This is a genomic window from Gilvimarinus sp. 1_MG-2023, from assembly GCF_030548285.1.
Genome location: NZ_JAUOSC010000011.1, coordinates 108,166 through 121,823, shown reverse-complemented (window position 1 = coordinate 121,823; position 13,658 = coordinate 108,166). Strand labels below are relative to the sequence as shown.

The following is a 13,658-nucleotide window of genomic DNA, read 5'->3' as shown; positions in this document are numbered from 1 at the left end:
GAACGCAGAACGCAGAACGCAGAACGCAGAACGCAGAACGCAGAACGCAGAACGCAGAACGCAGAACGCAGAACGCGAAATTATTTTCCACTCCAGGCGCTTCTGCGTCCAGCGTCCTAATTTTAGCGTCTGACGTCAGACATCTAACGTCAGACTTTCCCGCCTCAACTCAAAAAATACTGATAGGCTTCATTATCCGTTTCTTCCCAAAATGGATAGTTAATCTCGGTCAAGAATTTGCGCACCTGCGCGCGCTCTTTGTGTGGCACTTCCATACCGACCAGTACGCGGCCAAAAGCGGAGCCGTGGTTGCGGTAGTGGAACAGGGAGATATTCCAGCGGCCGGCCACCTGATTTAAAAACTGCAGCAGGGCACCGGGGCGTTCGGGAAATTCGAAGCGAAACACCATTTCGTTCTCGACCCCGGCGGCGTGCCCACCCACCATATGACGAATGTGCAGCTTAGCCAACTCGTTGTCAGTCATGTCGACTAAATCGTAACCTTGCTCTCGCAGATCACGAACCAATTCATCGCGATCGGCGGGGTCGGAGCTCACCTGTACGCCGACAAAAATGCGCGCTTGATCGCTGTCAGCATAACGATAGTTAAATTCGGTGATGCTGCGCTTACCCAATGCCTGACAAAAAGCTTTATAGGCACCCGGGCGCTCGGGAATCGTCACTGCCAAAACCGCTTCACGTTTTTCACCGATTTCGGTGCGCTCAGAAATATAACGCAGGCGATCAAAATTGATATTGGCTCCGCTATCAATGGCGACTAAGGTTTGGCCACTGATATTATTTTCCGCTACATATTTTTTCAGGCCCGCCAGGCTCACGGCACCGGCCGGCTCGGCAATAGAGCGGGTGTCTTCGAAAATATCTTTAATACCCGCACAGATTTCATCAGTATTAACGGTAATCACACCATCAATATTGTTCTTGATGACTTTAAAAGTCTCTTTCCCGATTTGCGCGACCGCCACACCTTCGGCAAAGATTCCCACTTGGGGCAATTTCACGCGCCGACTCTTCTCCATCGCAGCGGCCAGACAAGCAGACTCTTGCGATTCAACCGCAAACACTTTGACATCCGGGCGCACGTATTTCACATAGGCCGCCACACCGGCACACAAGCCACCGCCACCAACCGCCACAAAAATCGCATCAATATGCTTGGGGTACTGGCGCAGAATTTCCATCGCCACAGTACCCTGACCGGCAATCACATCCGGGTCATCAAACGGGTGAATATAGGTGTAGCCTTTCTCTGCAATCAATTTTTGCGTATGAGTGGCGGCTTCATCAAAATTGTCGCCATGCAAAATAACCTTAGCACCGCGTGCTCGCACTGCATCTACTTTAATGGCCGGGGTGGTGCGCGGCATAACAATCACCGCCTTAACCCCCAGGTGCTGAGCACCCAGCGCCAGGCCCTGTGCATGGTTGCCCGCCGAGGCGGCAATCACACCGCAGGCGCGCTCTTGCTCGCTCAGTTGCAGCAATTTGTTATAGGCGCCGCGAATCTTAAACGAAAATACCGGCTGCAAATCTTCGCGCTTGAGCAACACGTTATTATCGGTGCGCTGCGAGATTAAGCGCACAGACTCAAGGGGGGTCTCGATCGCCAGATCGTAGATTCGCGCATTGAGAATTCGTTTGATGTAAGAATCGGCCATAACAGTGCCTTAAATTAAAAGAATAGAAACCGCTGCATGATAAACAATTTGGCCTGTCGTTACACGCTCAGAAGCAGCACAGACACTGATAATTGCTCAATGAGAGCGTATAATCAGTGAAAACCAACGGGCGAGGGCATTATGAACCAGGATCAACTAAAACAAGACGTGGCGCGCGCCGCCATCGATCACATTGCTCCCAAGCTGAATAAAGACAGCGTACTCGGCATTGGCACCGGCTCCACCGCCAATTTTTTCATCGATATGCTGGCCGAGTTGAAAGACGATTTCGCCGCCGCAGTAGCCAGCTCCGACGCTTCGGCGCAACGACTAAAGTCTCATGGCATTGAGGTGCTGGACTTAAACGAAGTCAATGAACTAGTCGCCTATATTGACGGCACCGACGAGTCCAACGCTCAACTGGCTCTCATTAAAGGCGGCGGAGCAGCACTCACCCGCGAAAAGATTGTGCGCGCGGTAGCCCGCGAATTTATTTGCATCGCCGACGAAAGCAAATGGGTCAAGGTATTGGGCCGCTTTCCACTGCCGGTGGAAGTAATTCCTATGGCGCGCTCTTACGTGAGTCGCGAGCTGGTGAAACTCGGCGGCGACCCGGTGTACCGCGAAGGCGTCACCACCGATAACGGCAACGTCATTGTCGATGTACACAATCTATCCATCGTGAACCCGAAAGAGCTGGAGCTGCAAATCAACCAGATCACCGGTGTGGTGGCCAACGGACTCTTTGCCCACATGGGGGCGGATGTACTGCTACTGGGTCGTCCCGATGGAGTCGAGACGATTTATCCGAATTGAAATGTTGGATGACTGACGCCTGAGGTCTGACGCAAAAACATCCGTTCAGCGTTCAGCGTTCAGCGTTCAGCGTTCAGCGTTCAGCGTTCAGCGTTCAGCAAGAGTATAGCGTCCGTCCTCAGACTTCTGTCATCAGACGTTAGATACAAAAAAGCCCGACCATCGCTGGCCGGGCTTTTTTGTTGAAGCGCAAAATCGACTTACTTGATTTTGCCTTCTTTGTACATCACATGCTTGCGAACAACGGGATCGTATTTTTTGATCTCCATTTTCTCAGGCATGGTGCGCTTGTTCTTGTCGGTCGTGTAGAAATGACCGGTACCGGCACTAGAGTTCAGACGAATCTTCTCGCGCATGACTTATTCTCCTAGATTAGACTTTTTCACCGCGAGCACGCAGTTCAGCTAGAACAGCATCAATGCCACGCTTGTCGATGATACGCATACCTTTAGTAGAAATGCGCAATTTAACAAAACGCTTCTCGGCTTCTACCCAGAAACGGTGAGTGTGCAAGTTCGGCAAAAAACGACGCTTAGTGTGGTTTTTTGCGTGAGAAACGTTGTTTCCAGTTACAGGACGCTTGCCGGTAACCTGACATACCTTAGACATGGAGTTGCCTCTTAACCAATTTATAACGCGCTGCGCCAACTGGGTGAGCATCGACCCAGACGGCCCAGAGCTGGATTCATTGAGCAGCCAATTTGTACCAATGCGGCCTGTACTCGAGGGGTTCGAAACGTCCGAATATTCCCACGAGGGCCTTGATGGAAGCTTACATTCAGCAACCCGGCCGCGAAGAGCCGCGTTTTATACCAAAAGTGCCCTTCAATAGCAACGCTTAGCTGCTTTTTTAGGCAAAAAATGTGCTTTTTAACCCGTAACAGGCTAAATCAGGCCCCGCTCGGCAAAAGAGGTCACGCTGCCGTCGCCGACAATCATATGATCGAGCACCCGCACGCCTACCAGCTCCAGCGCATCGATCAGCTTGTGCGTAATGCCTCTATCCGCCTGACTGGGTTCGGCCACCCCCGAGGGGTGATTGTGAGCGAGAATGACGGCGGCGGCATTATATTGCAAAACCAGCTTGACCACCTCGCGCGGATACACACTGGCACTGTCGAGCGTACCCTCGAATAGAGGCTCATAATGTATAAGCCGGTGCTGATTATCCAATAACAACAGGGCAAACACCTCGCGCTGACAGTGGCGCAACTGCGCCACCAAAAAACGCCGCACTGTATCGGGGTTAGTGAGCACATCCCCAGCGCTAAGCGACTCGCCCAGATGGCGCCGCGCCATCTCCAGTACAGCGGCTAACTGAGTGTATTTCGCATCCCCCAACCCCAGCCCAGCACAGAAAGCTTCGCGCGGCGCCTCAAGCAGTGGGCGCAAGCCGCCAAACTGGCCCAACAACTCTCGCGCTAAATCCACCGCCGACTTACCCGCACAGCCTGTGCGCAAAAATATCGCCAGTAACTCGGCATCGGATAGAGCCCCGGCCCCGCGCTGCAATAGTTTCTCTCGTGGGCGCTCACCCGCAGGCCATTGGTTAATCGACATTACAAACTCCTTTTTTATGCTAACTGCGCCACCCCAACATCCCTGCGGCTCTTTTAATGCATCTCTTTACATTGTCGACGCCACTGGCGAAAATTCAAGGTTCTAATAGATGCCATCCACGTCATTGAGTGGTATCTTTACCGTTGGCGCTAGCAAGTACTCACACGCGCGATATCACAAGTGAACACACCGACTCGGCCCCACTCGCGGCACGAGTCTGCGAAAGGATGGGCATGTCCACACTGCAAAATAAACGTATATTGCTGGGTGTTACCGGCGGTATTGCGGCCTATAAATCCGCCGAATTGATTCGCGGCCTGCGCGAGCAGGGCGCCGAAGTGGTCGTGGTGATGACCGAAGCCGCGCAGGAGTTTATTACCCCCCTCACGTTACAGGCGCTGTCTGGCAACCCGGTTCACACCTCGCTGCTCGACCCTGCCGCAGAAGCGGCCATGGGCCATATTGAACTGGCCCGCTGGGCAGACCGGATATTGGTAGCCCCCGCCTCGGCCGACTTTATGGCTCGCTTGGCCGGTGGTATGGGCAATGATTTGCTTACCACCTTGTGTTTGGCAACCCGTGCACCGGTCATGCTGGCACCGGCCATGAACCAAGCCATGTGGGACAACCCCACGACCCAGTACAACCTCACCCAACTGCAATCGACTCTAGGCGGAATTTACGGCCCGGGCTCAGGCAGTCAAGCCTGTGGTGAAATCGGCCCCGGCCGAATGCTCGAACCCCTGGAATTGGTCGAGCGCCTGGCGGCAAGTTTTTCTACGGGGCAGCTAACCGGGCAACATGTTGTGATTACCGCCGGCCCCACACGCGAGCCACTCGACCCGGTGCGCTACCTGAGCAACTACAGCTCTGGCAAAATGGGCTACGCCCTCGCCAACGCCGCTATTGAAGCCGGGGCGCAAGTTACTTTAATTTCTGGCCCCTGCCAGCAGCCAACCCCCGAACGCGTTAACATGGTCATGGTGCAGAGTGCCGAGCAAATGCTCGACGCCAGCTTGACCGCAGCTGCCAACGCCGATATTTTTATCGGTGCCGCCGCCGTGTGCGATTACCGGCCTATGCAGGTGAGCCACGAAAAATTGAAAAAACAGGGTGATGGCGCTCTCACTCTGACACTGACCCCCAACCCGGACATTATCGCCACCGTGGCGCAGCGTTTTCCCAATATTTTTACCGCCGCTTTCGCCGCGGAGACCGAAAACCTATTGAAATACGCCCGGGCCAAGCGACTGCGCAAAGGAGTGCATTGTATTATTGCCAATGATGTCAGTGATCAGTCGATTGGTTTTAACAGCGATCAGAATGCCGTCACCCTAATTGATGGCGACTCAGACACTCAACTCGACCAGCGCAGTAAAACTCAGTTGGCACGCGACTTAATTAATTTGCTGGCTCAAAAGAACAAACAGGCTAAGGACACAACACCATGAGCAACAAGCCGGGCGATGAGCAAACAACAAACGACCCTGCAACCGCCGAACAAGGTAAGGCGAAGTTAACCCGCGGTGAAAAACGCGCGCAGGAGGCCACAAAGCGATTCCACGCCCGGCGCCATAAAGCATTGGCAATCATGGTAGGCCTATCCCTAGTGCTCAACGCTATGCTCGCCTTGTGGCTGTACGACGTCATGGTGGAACAAAAGCAACGAGCCCGCATCGAGCAAAATTCACAAGAATACGCGACAGGTGCAGCGAACCGCCTGCAACGCATCATTGAGCAATGGCATGCTGAGCTGCAAAAATGGGCCAACCACCCCGCGGTTGTTAGCTCAATTAAAACAGGCGATACCGACGTCGCCCAACAAGCGTTAGTCGGCATTACTCAGGGGTCTGACGCATTAGTGGCGGTCAGAGCGATCCCGAAGGGACACGAGGCACTTGTCACCGATCACGCCGCGCCGATCGGCTATGCCGAACTGGATCTGATTCGCCGCAGTACCCGCCGCCAAGAGACTCTGGCCGAAGCGGCCCCGCACGATAACAGCTGGCAATTACAACTGGCCGCCCCCATTCCCCCCGAGGGCGAAAAAACCGCCGCAGGCAGTTTGTTAGCCAGCTACGATGGGCAGGCACTGGAAGCCAAAATTGCTGACACAAACATCGCAATGGGGGAGTTTAGACTGCAACAAACATTTTCCAGCCCCCGCGCCCTCACAGTGGCAACTACCGGCACTGGCAATGCGGGCCCCAGCATCACCGCCAAAGTGCCTGGTACTTACCTGAGCATTCACTTTACCCCGTCGCCGCTGTTAATTGACAACGCCAATGAATTACCAGGTCTGTGGTTATTGGTTATCAGCTTATGCACTACCGCAGGTTTGGCCCTATCGCTCATTCTGGCGCGGATCTTAATACGCCCCAAGCAGGGCCCAACTGGGGAGGGCCTGGTACTGCCGAAACAATACAAAGACACCCAGGCAGCGGAAGAGTCCAGCGACGACGACATTGCAGATACTCCACAGCCGAGTACGCTTTATCAAACTCAAGATATTCTCGATATTTCCGTGGTCGAGGAGGACGCCGATATTCTCGGCCTGGACAGCGCCGCACCGCGTAAAAAAGCGCCAGCTGCGACCAAAGCTGCGACCAAAACGGATAACCTACCCGATGAAATCTTCCGCGCCTACGACATACGCGGCAAAGTCGACGCATCCGGTATTACCCCAGACGTTGCTCAGCGCATTGGCTTGGCCCTGGGCAGTGAAGTACAGGATCAGGGTGAATCCGCCATTATTGTCGCCCGCGACGACCGCACTCACAGCCCCGAGCTGTGCGAGCATCTAATCAACGGCATTCTCGACACCGGCTGCGATGTTATTTACATCGGCGAAGTCCCCACCCCCCTAATGCACTTTGCCACCGCTGAAATAGAACAAACCAGCAGCGGCGTGATGGTAACCGCCAGCCACAATGGTCCGGAAGACAACGGCTTTAAAATTGTGATCAGCGGCGAAAACTTATCCGACAGTGGCATTAAAGATTTGCGCTCGCGTATCACTCAGGAGCGATTCCTGGAAGGCAAAGGCCGCCAAGTTCGGGAAGACATTAGCGCCGATTATATTGAGCGTATTTTCTCGGATGTCGCACTGGCCGGCCAGCTCAGCGTGGTCATTGACGCCGGTAACGCCGTGGCCGGGCGCATTGCGCCGCAGCTGTTTGAAGAGCTGGGCTGCGATGTGGTGCCATTGCACTGCGAACCAGACGGCACCTTCCCTAACCATATGCCCGACCCGAGCAAACCGGAAAACCTGCAAGACCTCATTGCCAAGGTTCAAGAAGTTGGCGCCGACTTAGGTGTCGCTTTCGACGGTGACGGTGACCGAGTGGTCGTGGTTACCCCGGCCGGCTCCATCATCTGGCCGGACCAACTGCTGATGCTCTTTGCCAAAGACGTTTTGTCACGCAACCCGGGCGCCGACGTTCTATTTGATGTGAAGTGCTCCAAGCAACTCAACCAATTGATATCCAGCTACGGCGGCCGCCCCATTATGTGGAAGACCGGTCACTCCCACATGAAGAGTAAAATGGTAGAAACCGGTGCACTGCTCGGCGGTGAATATTCCGGTCATATTTTCTTTAAAGAGCGCTGGTACGGTTTTGACGACGGTCTCTACGCCGCGGCGCGACTGATGGAAATTATTACGCTGCGCGACCAATCGGTCGATGAAGCCTTTGCCGCCTTCCCCATGCTACCCAGCACACCGGAGTATCGCGTTGCCATTGCCGACAGCGAAAAATTTGCCTTTATCGAAAAACTGATAGAACAGGGCGACTTCCAAACCGGCAAAGCCACAACCATCGATGGCTTGCGCGTCGACTTTGCCAAGGGCTGGGGGCTGGTGCGCGCATCCAATACCGCGGCGGAGCTAACCTTGCGCTTTGAAGCCGAGAACGAAGCCACCATCGAAAAACTCAAGCAACTATTCAAGCGCGAACTGCGTAAGATTAACAAGAATTTAAATCTGGACTTTTAACTATGTCACTCAACCGTGATGAGGCGATGAACATCGCCCACGTACTGGCGGAAGCCCTGCCTTACATTCAACGCTTTACCGGCAAAACCATCGTCGTAAAATTTGGCGGCAACGCCATGGTGGACGAAGACCTGCAAAACAGTTTTGCCCGCGATATTGTTATGATGAAGCTGGTGGGCATGAACCCTATTGTGGTGCATGGCGGCGGCCCGCAAATTGGCGATTTATTAAAGCGCTTGAATATCGACTCGCAATTTGTCAACGGCATGCGGGTGACCGACAGCAAAACCATGGATGTGGTGGAAATGGTGCTGGGCGCTACGGTTAACAAACAAATTGTTAACTTAATTAATCGCAATGGCGGTGAGGCGATCGGCATCACCGGTAAAGACGGCCAGTTAATTCGCGCTAAGAAATTAGAAGTGAGCGCTCATTCGCCGGAAATCTCGGCCTCCGAAATTATCGATATCGGCCATGTGGGAGAGGTATCCTCCATTAATAAATCGGTCATCGACATGCTGTTAAACAGCAATTTTATTCCGGTTATTGCCCCCATCGGCGTAGGTGAAGATGGTGCCAGTTACAACATCAATGCCGATTTAGTAGCCGGTAAAATTGCCGAAGTCCTACAGGCGGAAAAATTGATGTTGCTGACCAATGTCGAAGGGCTGATGGACAAGCAGGGCAAGATTTTAACCGGGCTTTCCACGGCCGAGGTTGATGAACTGATTGCCGATGGCACTATTTATGGCGGCATGCTGCCTAAAATTGGTTGCGCGCTAGACGCGGTAAAATGTGGCGTCACCTCCGCCCATATTATCGACGGCCGCGTCTCTCATGCCGTGCTGCTGGAAATTTTTACCCATGCCGGTGTCGGCACCTTAATCACCAACAAAGCGGGCCTTTAACCATTAAGCGCACCGTTTTATTCACAAGAAAAAATTGAGTCAGTGCTATGAGTAAATCGAACCAAAAGGTTTCCCGTCGCCAACAGATTCTTGAGGCGCTCGCCCGTATGTTAGAGGCCAGCCCCGGCGCACGTATTACTACCGCAGCACTGGCCAAAGAGGTGGGCGTGTCGGAGGCGGCGCTGTATCGCCACTTCCCCAGTAAATCCAAGATGTTTGAAGGCTTAATTGAATTTATTGAAGAGACGATATTCAGTCGCATTAATTTGATTTTAAGTGAAGAGACCAACGCACTGCCGCGCTGTGAAAATATTCTCTATTTGCTGTTAACGTTTACCGAGCGCAACCCAGGCATTACCCGCCTGCTAACCGGCGATGCCTTAACCGGTGAAACCGACCGCTTGCGGGTTCGGGTTGCTCAGTTATTTGAACGCATTGAAACGCAATTAAAACAAGTCATTCGCGAAGCCGAACTGCGCGAGGGGCTGCGCCCCAACTTGCCGCTTTCGGCCGCTGCTAATTTATTAATTGCGCTGGTAGATGGCCGCATCACTCAATTTGTGCGCAGCGAATTTAAACGCGCCCCAACCGAACACTGGCAAGATCAGTGGCAAGTCGTGGCGGCGGTTTTACTGCGTGAAGATGCGATAGACCAGTAACCTATCGCCCAGGGGATAGCTTAGGATATTAAGGCGTAGGCTCGGCGTTGGACTGCCCTAAAATAACCCGAAAGCGCTCAATGTCTTTATCGAACGCCGCCGCTCGCTCAGCAAGCTCGGCTTCGCGGGCGGCAATCTGCTTACGCACCTCAACCTGTTCATTTTCCAAATTGGCGATATTCTCTAAAGTCGTCGCGGGTATTTTACGGCCATTGCGCTCATGAACACCCGCTTGGCGCTGCTGGGTCTCAAGCTGGGCCACCACACCGGTAAGGTTGGAACGCAGAATAGCCAAATTGCCGGTTAACTCACTCAAAGATCGCTTTTTCGCCGACTCAATATCTTTAATACTGCTGTAACGGCGCTTAAGCTTGGCATCCCATTCGGCTAAGTGTGCTTCGCGGCGCAAGCGCTCCGCGTATTTAACCGCGTCTTCACCACTGAGCGCCTTGGGCACCTTTTTCAAGACCCGCCCACTTTCGGTAATAATCTCATAGCCACCGGCCGCCGCCGCAGGGGGGATACTCTGCTCGACAACTAGGCTGCCGCGCTCGTCGGTGTAACGAAACAAGATGTTGCTAGGCGCATCATCATCGAGCGGCTGAGCCGAAACGGCACTGCCCAATAGACAAAGAAGTATTGCCACCATCAATTGTTTGTTCACCATACCCACTCCTATACGCCGTATTGTGCCCGGTACTCGCGCACGGCTGCCAGCTTAGTCTGATCGCCTTCGCTTTCAAGATAGTTGATAATATCGCCCAAGCTGACGATATTTACTACCGGAATCTGGTAATCGCGCTCCACTTCCTGAATTGCGCTCAATTCGCCTTGTCCTCGCTCCTCGCGATCAAGCCCGATCACCACCGCGGCAGGCGTCGCATTTTGCGCAGCAAAGATATCCATCACCTCGCGCACTGCCGTACCTGCAGTAATCACATCATCCACAATCAATGCCCGTCCCTGCAAAGGAGCGCCCACCAAGGTGCCGCCTTCGCCGTGAGCTTTCGCCTCTTTGCGGTTAAAACAATAGGGCTTATCCAGGTCGTGATGCTCTGCCAAAGCCACCGCTGTGGCGCTGGCCAAAGGAATACCTTTATAGGCCGGGCCAAACACCAAATCAAACTCGACACCGGCATCAATAATTGCTTGGGCATAAAACCGGCCCAAAGACGCCAAACCTTGACCGGTTTGAAAAAAGCGCCCCGCGTTGAAAAAATAGGGGCTTACCCGGCCAGATTTCAGGGTAAATTCACCAAACAACAGTGCCTGCTTTTCAATCGCCAGGTTGATAAATTCGTGTTGGTAATCTTTCATGTACTGTATTCCTATACCCTTTTCGCGAAAAGCAGCTATTATAAACGAGGTGCTTACAATACGCAGAGCACCATGAGGTGATGATTTTTCGACCAAAGAACATAAAAAAAGGTAAAAAATCCCCTCAAACCTTACTACGTCCGATAACTCATAACACAATAGCTTTCGGCTCGGGTATCATACACAGTCCGTAACTAAGGGGCTAACATGAGAGTGATCAGTCTTAGCGTCGATGGCATTTTTCAGGCGGCGCAACGAGGCCTATACGACTGGCTGGATAATCAAGATGCTGACATTATTTGTCTGCAGGATTTGCGTGCGCTCGAATACGAGCTAGATGACCCTGTATTTCACCCCGAAGGTTATTTCGCCTATTTTTTTGATTCGGGCACCGCGCACTATAACGGCGTGGCCATCTACACCCGTAAACAACCCAAGGCATTGATTTTTGGGCTGGGCTTTTCTTCGGGTGTGGATATGGAAGGTCGCTACCTGCAGATCGACTACGAACACATGAGCGTCGGCACACTGCTGGCACCTAGCGCCAGCTCCGAGGTGGAGTCGCAAGAAGTGAAAATTAAATTTTTCGACGACCTGCAGGCGCATATGGATAAAATTACTCGCAAACGGCGCGAGTACATCTTTTGCGGCAACTGGCAGATGGCCCACACCCCGCGCGATGTCACCGACTCCGACGCCATGCAGCACGACTCGGGCTTTTTACCCCACGAGCGCCAATGGCTGAGCCAAATCTACAACCAAATTGGTTACGTAGACGCTTTCCGCCGCGCTATACGCGACCCAGATGAGTACACCTGGTGGCCAGAAGGTAAAATTGGCAGTGGCCCGGGCTGGCGCACCGACTTTCAAATAGCCTCCAACAGCATTGGCCAGAAAGTAGAGTACGGCGCGATCTACAAAACCAACACCTTCTCCACCCACCTGCCTGTGATCGTCGATTACGATATGGAGTTGTAAGGGCGCAGTGCGCCCTGTCTGACGACCGACGTCAGACGTCAGACGTCAGTGCCTCTTGCTGCAGCTTGTTCAGCTCGGCAATGCCCTTTTTCGCCAGAGCAAACATCGCAGTAAATTGCTCCTCGGTAAAGGGGTCGGCCTCGGCGGTGCCCTGAATTTCGATAATACCGCCGTCATCCGCCATCACCACGTTCATATCGGTATCGGCGTTAGAGTCTTCCGGGTAGTCCAAATCCAGCACGGGCACTCCTTGATAAACCCCCACAGACACTGAGGCAATAGCGCGCAATAATGGCTCGCCTTTGCTTAAGCCCTCTTTCTTTATATAGGCAATGGCATCGGCCACCGCCACCCAAGCGCCGGTAATAGACGCGGTGCGAGTACCGCCATCGGCCTGAATCACATCGCAGTCAATGTGCAGGGTGTTTTCCCCTAGCTGGTTAAGATCGACCGCTGCGCGCAATGAGCGACCAATTAAGCGCTGAATTTCCACCGTGCGACCACCTTGTTTGCCACGGGCCGCTTCGCGCCCCATGCGACTGCCAGTCGAGCGCGGCAGCATGCCGTATTCGGCCGTCAACCACCCCTGCCCTTTACCGCGTAAGAAAGGCGGCACACCGGGCACCACACTGGCAGTACAAATTACTTTCGTATCGCCAAACTCAACCAACACAGAGCCTTCGGCATGTTTGGTGTACTGACGGGTTAGTTTAATTGGGCGCAGCTGTTCGGGCTGTCTTCCACTCGGTCTTTGCATAGAGTAATTCCTGTCGTATTGCGAAAATGGGGTGTGATAAGATCAGACCATGTTAACGTCTAACGGGGGGTAATCTCTACCACCCCGAGCCCCTGATTAAAAAGGACACCCGATGCCACGCAGTATGACCGGCTTCGCCCGGCTGGAAAGTAAGCAAACCGACCACACCCTGACCTGGGAGGTGCGCAGTGTTAACCACCGCTATCTGGAAATACACCTGCGCCTGGGAGACGACTTTCGAGAAATAGAACCACAACTGCGCGAAATCATACGCAGCAAACTGCAGCGCGGGAAATTGGAAGTGACCATCAACTTTCAACCCGAACAAGCCGCCGAGGGCAAAATAGGCCTCAACAGCGATCGCTTGGCGCAACTGGCTGACGCTTTCACCCGCATTGACGCCCAAGTGCCCAACTGCGCCGCCGTTAATCCGCTCGAAGTATTGCGCTGGCCCGGGGTACAAATCACCCAAGAGCTGGACCGAGACACACTACACGAGCAGGCCTTAGCCTTGTTTAGCCGCGCGCTGGACCAACTGATTGAGCACCGCACTCGCGAAGGCAACGAGCTGGCTAATTTTATCGAGCAACGCCTAACGAGCATTGGCGAGCAGGTAGCACTGCTGCGCGAGCGCATGCCCGAAATTTTGCAAGCCCAGCGCAACAAGCTCAACGGCAAAATCGCCGCCTTGCAGGTAGAGCTTGATCCCGAGCGTCTGGAGCAAGAAGTCGTGCTGATGGCGCAAAAGGCCGACGTTGATGAAGAGCTCGACCGACTCGATACCCACATTGCCGAAGTGCGGCGCACCTTAAAACAAAAAAACTCACTGGGCCGCCGGCTCGACTTTTTAATGCAAGAGCTTAACCGCGAAGCCAACACCCTCTCCAGTAAATCCGTCGTCAGTGAGACCACCCAGGCCGCGGTCGAACTAAAAGTGTTGATCGAACAAATGCGCGAGCAGGTGCAAAATATCGAGTAAGGCACACACTC

General features: G+C 53.5%; 14 protein-coding genes. 7 read left to right on the top strand and 7 right to left on the bottom strand.

The genetic code is table 11. The annotated features are described in order from the left end of the window. Nucleotides 1–164: 164 nt before the first annotated feature. Entirely contained in the window at nt 165–1,679 is a 1,515-nt protein-coding gene (gene ilvA / locus Q4563_RS12575) for a threonine ammonia-lyase, biosynthetic (RefSeq protein WP_215976178.1), read from the bottom strand. 141 nt (nt 1,680–1,820) lie between these two features. On the opposite strand from ilvA, the gene rpiA reads away from it, so the two are divergent. Then, on the top strand, nt 1,821–2,495 hold the full coding sequence (gene rpiA, locus Q4563_RS12570; protein WP_303604719.1) for a ribose-5-phosphate isomerase RpiA: 675 nt from the start codon (nt 1,821–1,823) through the stop codon (nt 2,493–2,495). A gap of 200 nt (nt 2,496–2,695) precedes the next feature. Here rpiA and rpmG read toward each other — a convergent pair whose 3' ends face one another. From rpmG to radC, 3 genes are all read right to left on the bottom strand, one after another. After that, complete coding sequence (rpmG, locus tag Q4563_RS12565; protein ID WP_041521760.1) at nt 2,696–2,851, bottom strand: 50S ribosomal protein L33; 156 nt, start codon at nt 2,849–2,851, stop codon at nt 2,696–2,698. A 16-nt stretch (nt 2,852–2,867) separates the two neighbouring features. Next, complete coding sequence (gene rpmB, locus Q4563_RS12560; RefSeq protein ID WP_215976176.1) at nt 2,868–3,104, bottom strand: 50S ribosomal protein L28; 237 nt, start codon at nt 3,102–3,104, stop codon at nt 2,868–2,870. Nucleotides 3,105–3,380: 276 nt separating this feature from the next. After that, nucleotides 3,381–4,055, bottom strand: coding sequence for a RadC family protein (gene radC / locus Q4563_RS12555; RefSeq protein ID WP_303604718.1), 675 nt, complete (start codon nt 4,053–4,055; stop codon nt 3,381–3,383). Nucleotides 4,056–4,288: 233 nt separating this feature from the next. On the opposite strand from radC, the gene coaBC reads away from it, so the two are divergent. From coaBC to slmA, 4 genes are read left to right on the top strand one after another with little or no spacing between them, the layout of a single operon-like run. Then, nucleotides 4,289–5,506, top strand: a complete 1,218-nt coding sequence (gene coaBC / locus Q4563_RS12550) for a bifunctional phosphopantothenoylcysteine decarboxylase/phosphopantothenate--cysteine ligase CoaBC (RefSeq protein WP_303604717.1) — start codon at nt 4,289–4,291, stop codon at nt 5,504–5,506. After that, a complete protein-coding gene (locus Q4563_RS12545) occupies nt 5,503–8,049 on the top strand; it encodes a phosphomannomutase/phosphoglucomutase (RefSeq protein WP_303604716.1) in 2,547 nt (848 codons plus the stop codon). The genes coaBC and Q4563_RS12545 overlap by 4 nt, the downstream gene beginning before the upstream one ends. A 2-nt stretch (nt 8,050–8,051) precedes the next feature. Continuing rightward, nucleotides 8,052–8,957 (top strand): acetylglutamate kinase, encoded by a 906-nt coding sequence (gene argB / locus Q4563_RS12540; protein WP_215975052.1) that lies wholly within the window; start codon nt 8,052–8,054, stop codon nt 8,955–8,957. Between the two features lie 47 nt (nt 8,958–9,004). Beyond that, complete coding sequence (slmA, locus tag Q4563_RS12535; protein WP_215975053.1) at nt 9,005–9,616, top strand: nucleoid occlusion factor SlmA; 612 nt, start codon at nt 9,005–9,007, stop codon at nt 9,614–9,616. A gap of 28 nt (nt 9,617–9,644) precedes the next feature. Here the strand turns inward: slmA and Q4563_RS12530 are convergent, their stop codons facing one another. Together Q4563_RS12530 and pyrE are read right to left on the bottom strand one after the other, a co-directional pair. Next, nucleotides 9,645–10,283, bottom strand: coding sequence for a hypothetical protein (locus Q4563_RS12530; protein WP_215975054.1), 639 nt, complete (start codon nt 10,281–10,283; stop codon nt 9,645–9,647). An 8-nt stretch (nt 10,284–10,291) separates the two neighbouring features. Continuing rightward, nucleotides 10,292–10,933 (bottom strand): orotate phosphoribosyltransferase, encoded by a 642-nt coding sequence (gene pyrE / locus Q4563_RS12525; protein ID WP_215975055.1) that lies wholly within the window; start codon nt 10,931–10,933, stop codon nt 10,292–10,294. A gap of 207 nt (nt 10,934–11,140) precedes the next feature. On the opposite strand from pyrE, the gene Q4563_RS12520 reads away from it, so the two are divergent. Next, entirely contained in the window at nt 11,141–11,911 is a 771-nt protein-coding gene (locus Q4563_RS12520; RefSeq protein WP_215975056.1) for an exodeoxyribonuclease III, read from the top strand. 31 nt (nt 11,912–11,942) lie between these two features. Here Q4563_RS12520 and rph read toward each other — a convergent pair whose 3' ends face one another. Next, nucleotides 11,943–12,668, bottom strand: coding sequence for a ribonuclease PH (rph, locus tag Q4563_RS12515; protein ID WP_215975057.1), 726 nt, complete (start codon nt 12,666–12,668; stop codon nt 11,943–11,945). 112 nt (nt 12,669–12,780) lie between these two features. Here rph and Q4563_RS12510 point away from each other — a divergent pair, with 112 nt between their 5' ends. After that, entirely contained in the window at nt 12,781–13,647 is an 867-nt protein-coding gene (locus Q4563_RS12510) for a YicC/YloC family endoribonuclease (RefSeq protein WP_303604715.1), read from the top strand. Nucleotides 13,648–13,658 lie beyond the last annotated feature (11 nt).

What these genes read in the sequence shown, in the direction of transcription:
- ilvA (WP_215976178.1), bottom strand. Translation starts at nt 1,679, where the DNA reads ATGGCCGATTCTTACATCAAACGAATTCTCAATGCGCGAATCTACGAT.
- rpiA (WP_303604719.1), top strand. Translation starts at nt 1,821, where the DNA reads ATGAACCAGGATCAACTAAAACAAGACGTGGCGCGCGCCGCCATCGAT.
- rpmG (WP_041521760.1), bottom strand. Translation starts at nt 2,851, where the DNA reads ATGCGCGAGAAGATTCGTCTGAACTCTAGTGCCGGTACCGGTCATTTC.
- rpmB (WP_215976176.1), bottom strand. Translation starts at nt 3,104, where the DNA reads ATGTCTAAGGTATGTCAGGTTACCGGCAAGCGTCCTGTAACTGGAAAC.
- radC (WP_303604718.1), bottom strand. Translation starts at nt 4,055, where the DNA reads ATGTCGATTAACCAATGGCCTGCGGGTGAGCGCCCACGAGAGAAACTA.
- coaBC (WP_303604717.1), top strand. Translation starts at nt 4,289, where the DNA reads ATGTCCACACTGCAAAATAAACGTATATTGCTGGGTGTTACCGGCGGT.
- Q4563_RS12545 (WP_303604716.1), top strand. Translation starts at nt 5,503, where the DNA reads ATGAGCAACAAGCCGGGCGATGAGCAAACAACAAACGACCCTGCAACC.
- argB (WP_215975052.1), top strand. Translation starts at nt 8,052, where the DNA reads ATGTCACTCAACCGTGATGAGGCGATGAACATCGCCCACGTACTGGCG.
- slmA (WP_215975053.1), top strand. Translation starts at nt 9,005, where the DNA reads ATGAGTAAATCGAACCAAAAGGTTTCCCGTCGCCAACAGATTCTTGAG.
- Q4563_RS12530 (WP_215975054.1), bottom strand. Translation starts at nt 10,283, where the DNA reads ATGGTGAACAAACAATTGATGGTGGCAATACTTCTTTGTCTATTGGGC.
- pyrE (WP_215975055.1), bottom strand. Translation starts at nt 10,933, where the DNA reads ATGAAAGATTACCAACACGAATTTATCAACCTGGCGATTGAAAAGCAG.
- Q4563_RS12520 (WP_215975056.1), top strand. Translation starts at nt 11,141, where the DNA reads ATGAGAGTGATCAGTCTTAGCGTCGATGGCATTTTTCAGGCGGCGCAA.
- rph (WP_215975057.1), bottom strand. Translation starts at nt 12,668, where the DNA reads ATGCAAAGACCGAGTGGAAGACAGCCCGAACAGCTGCGCCCAATTAAA.
- Q4563_RS12510 (WP_303604715.1), top strand. Translation starts at nt 12,781, where the DNA reads ATGCCACGCAGTATGACCGGCTTCGCCCGGCTGGAAAGTAAGCAAACC.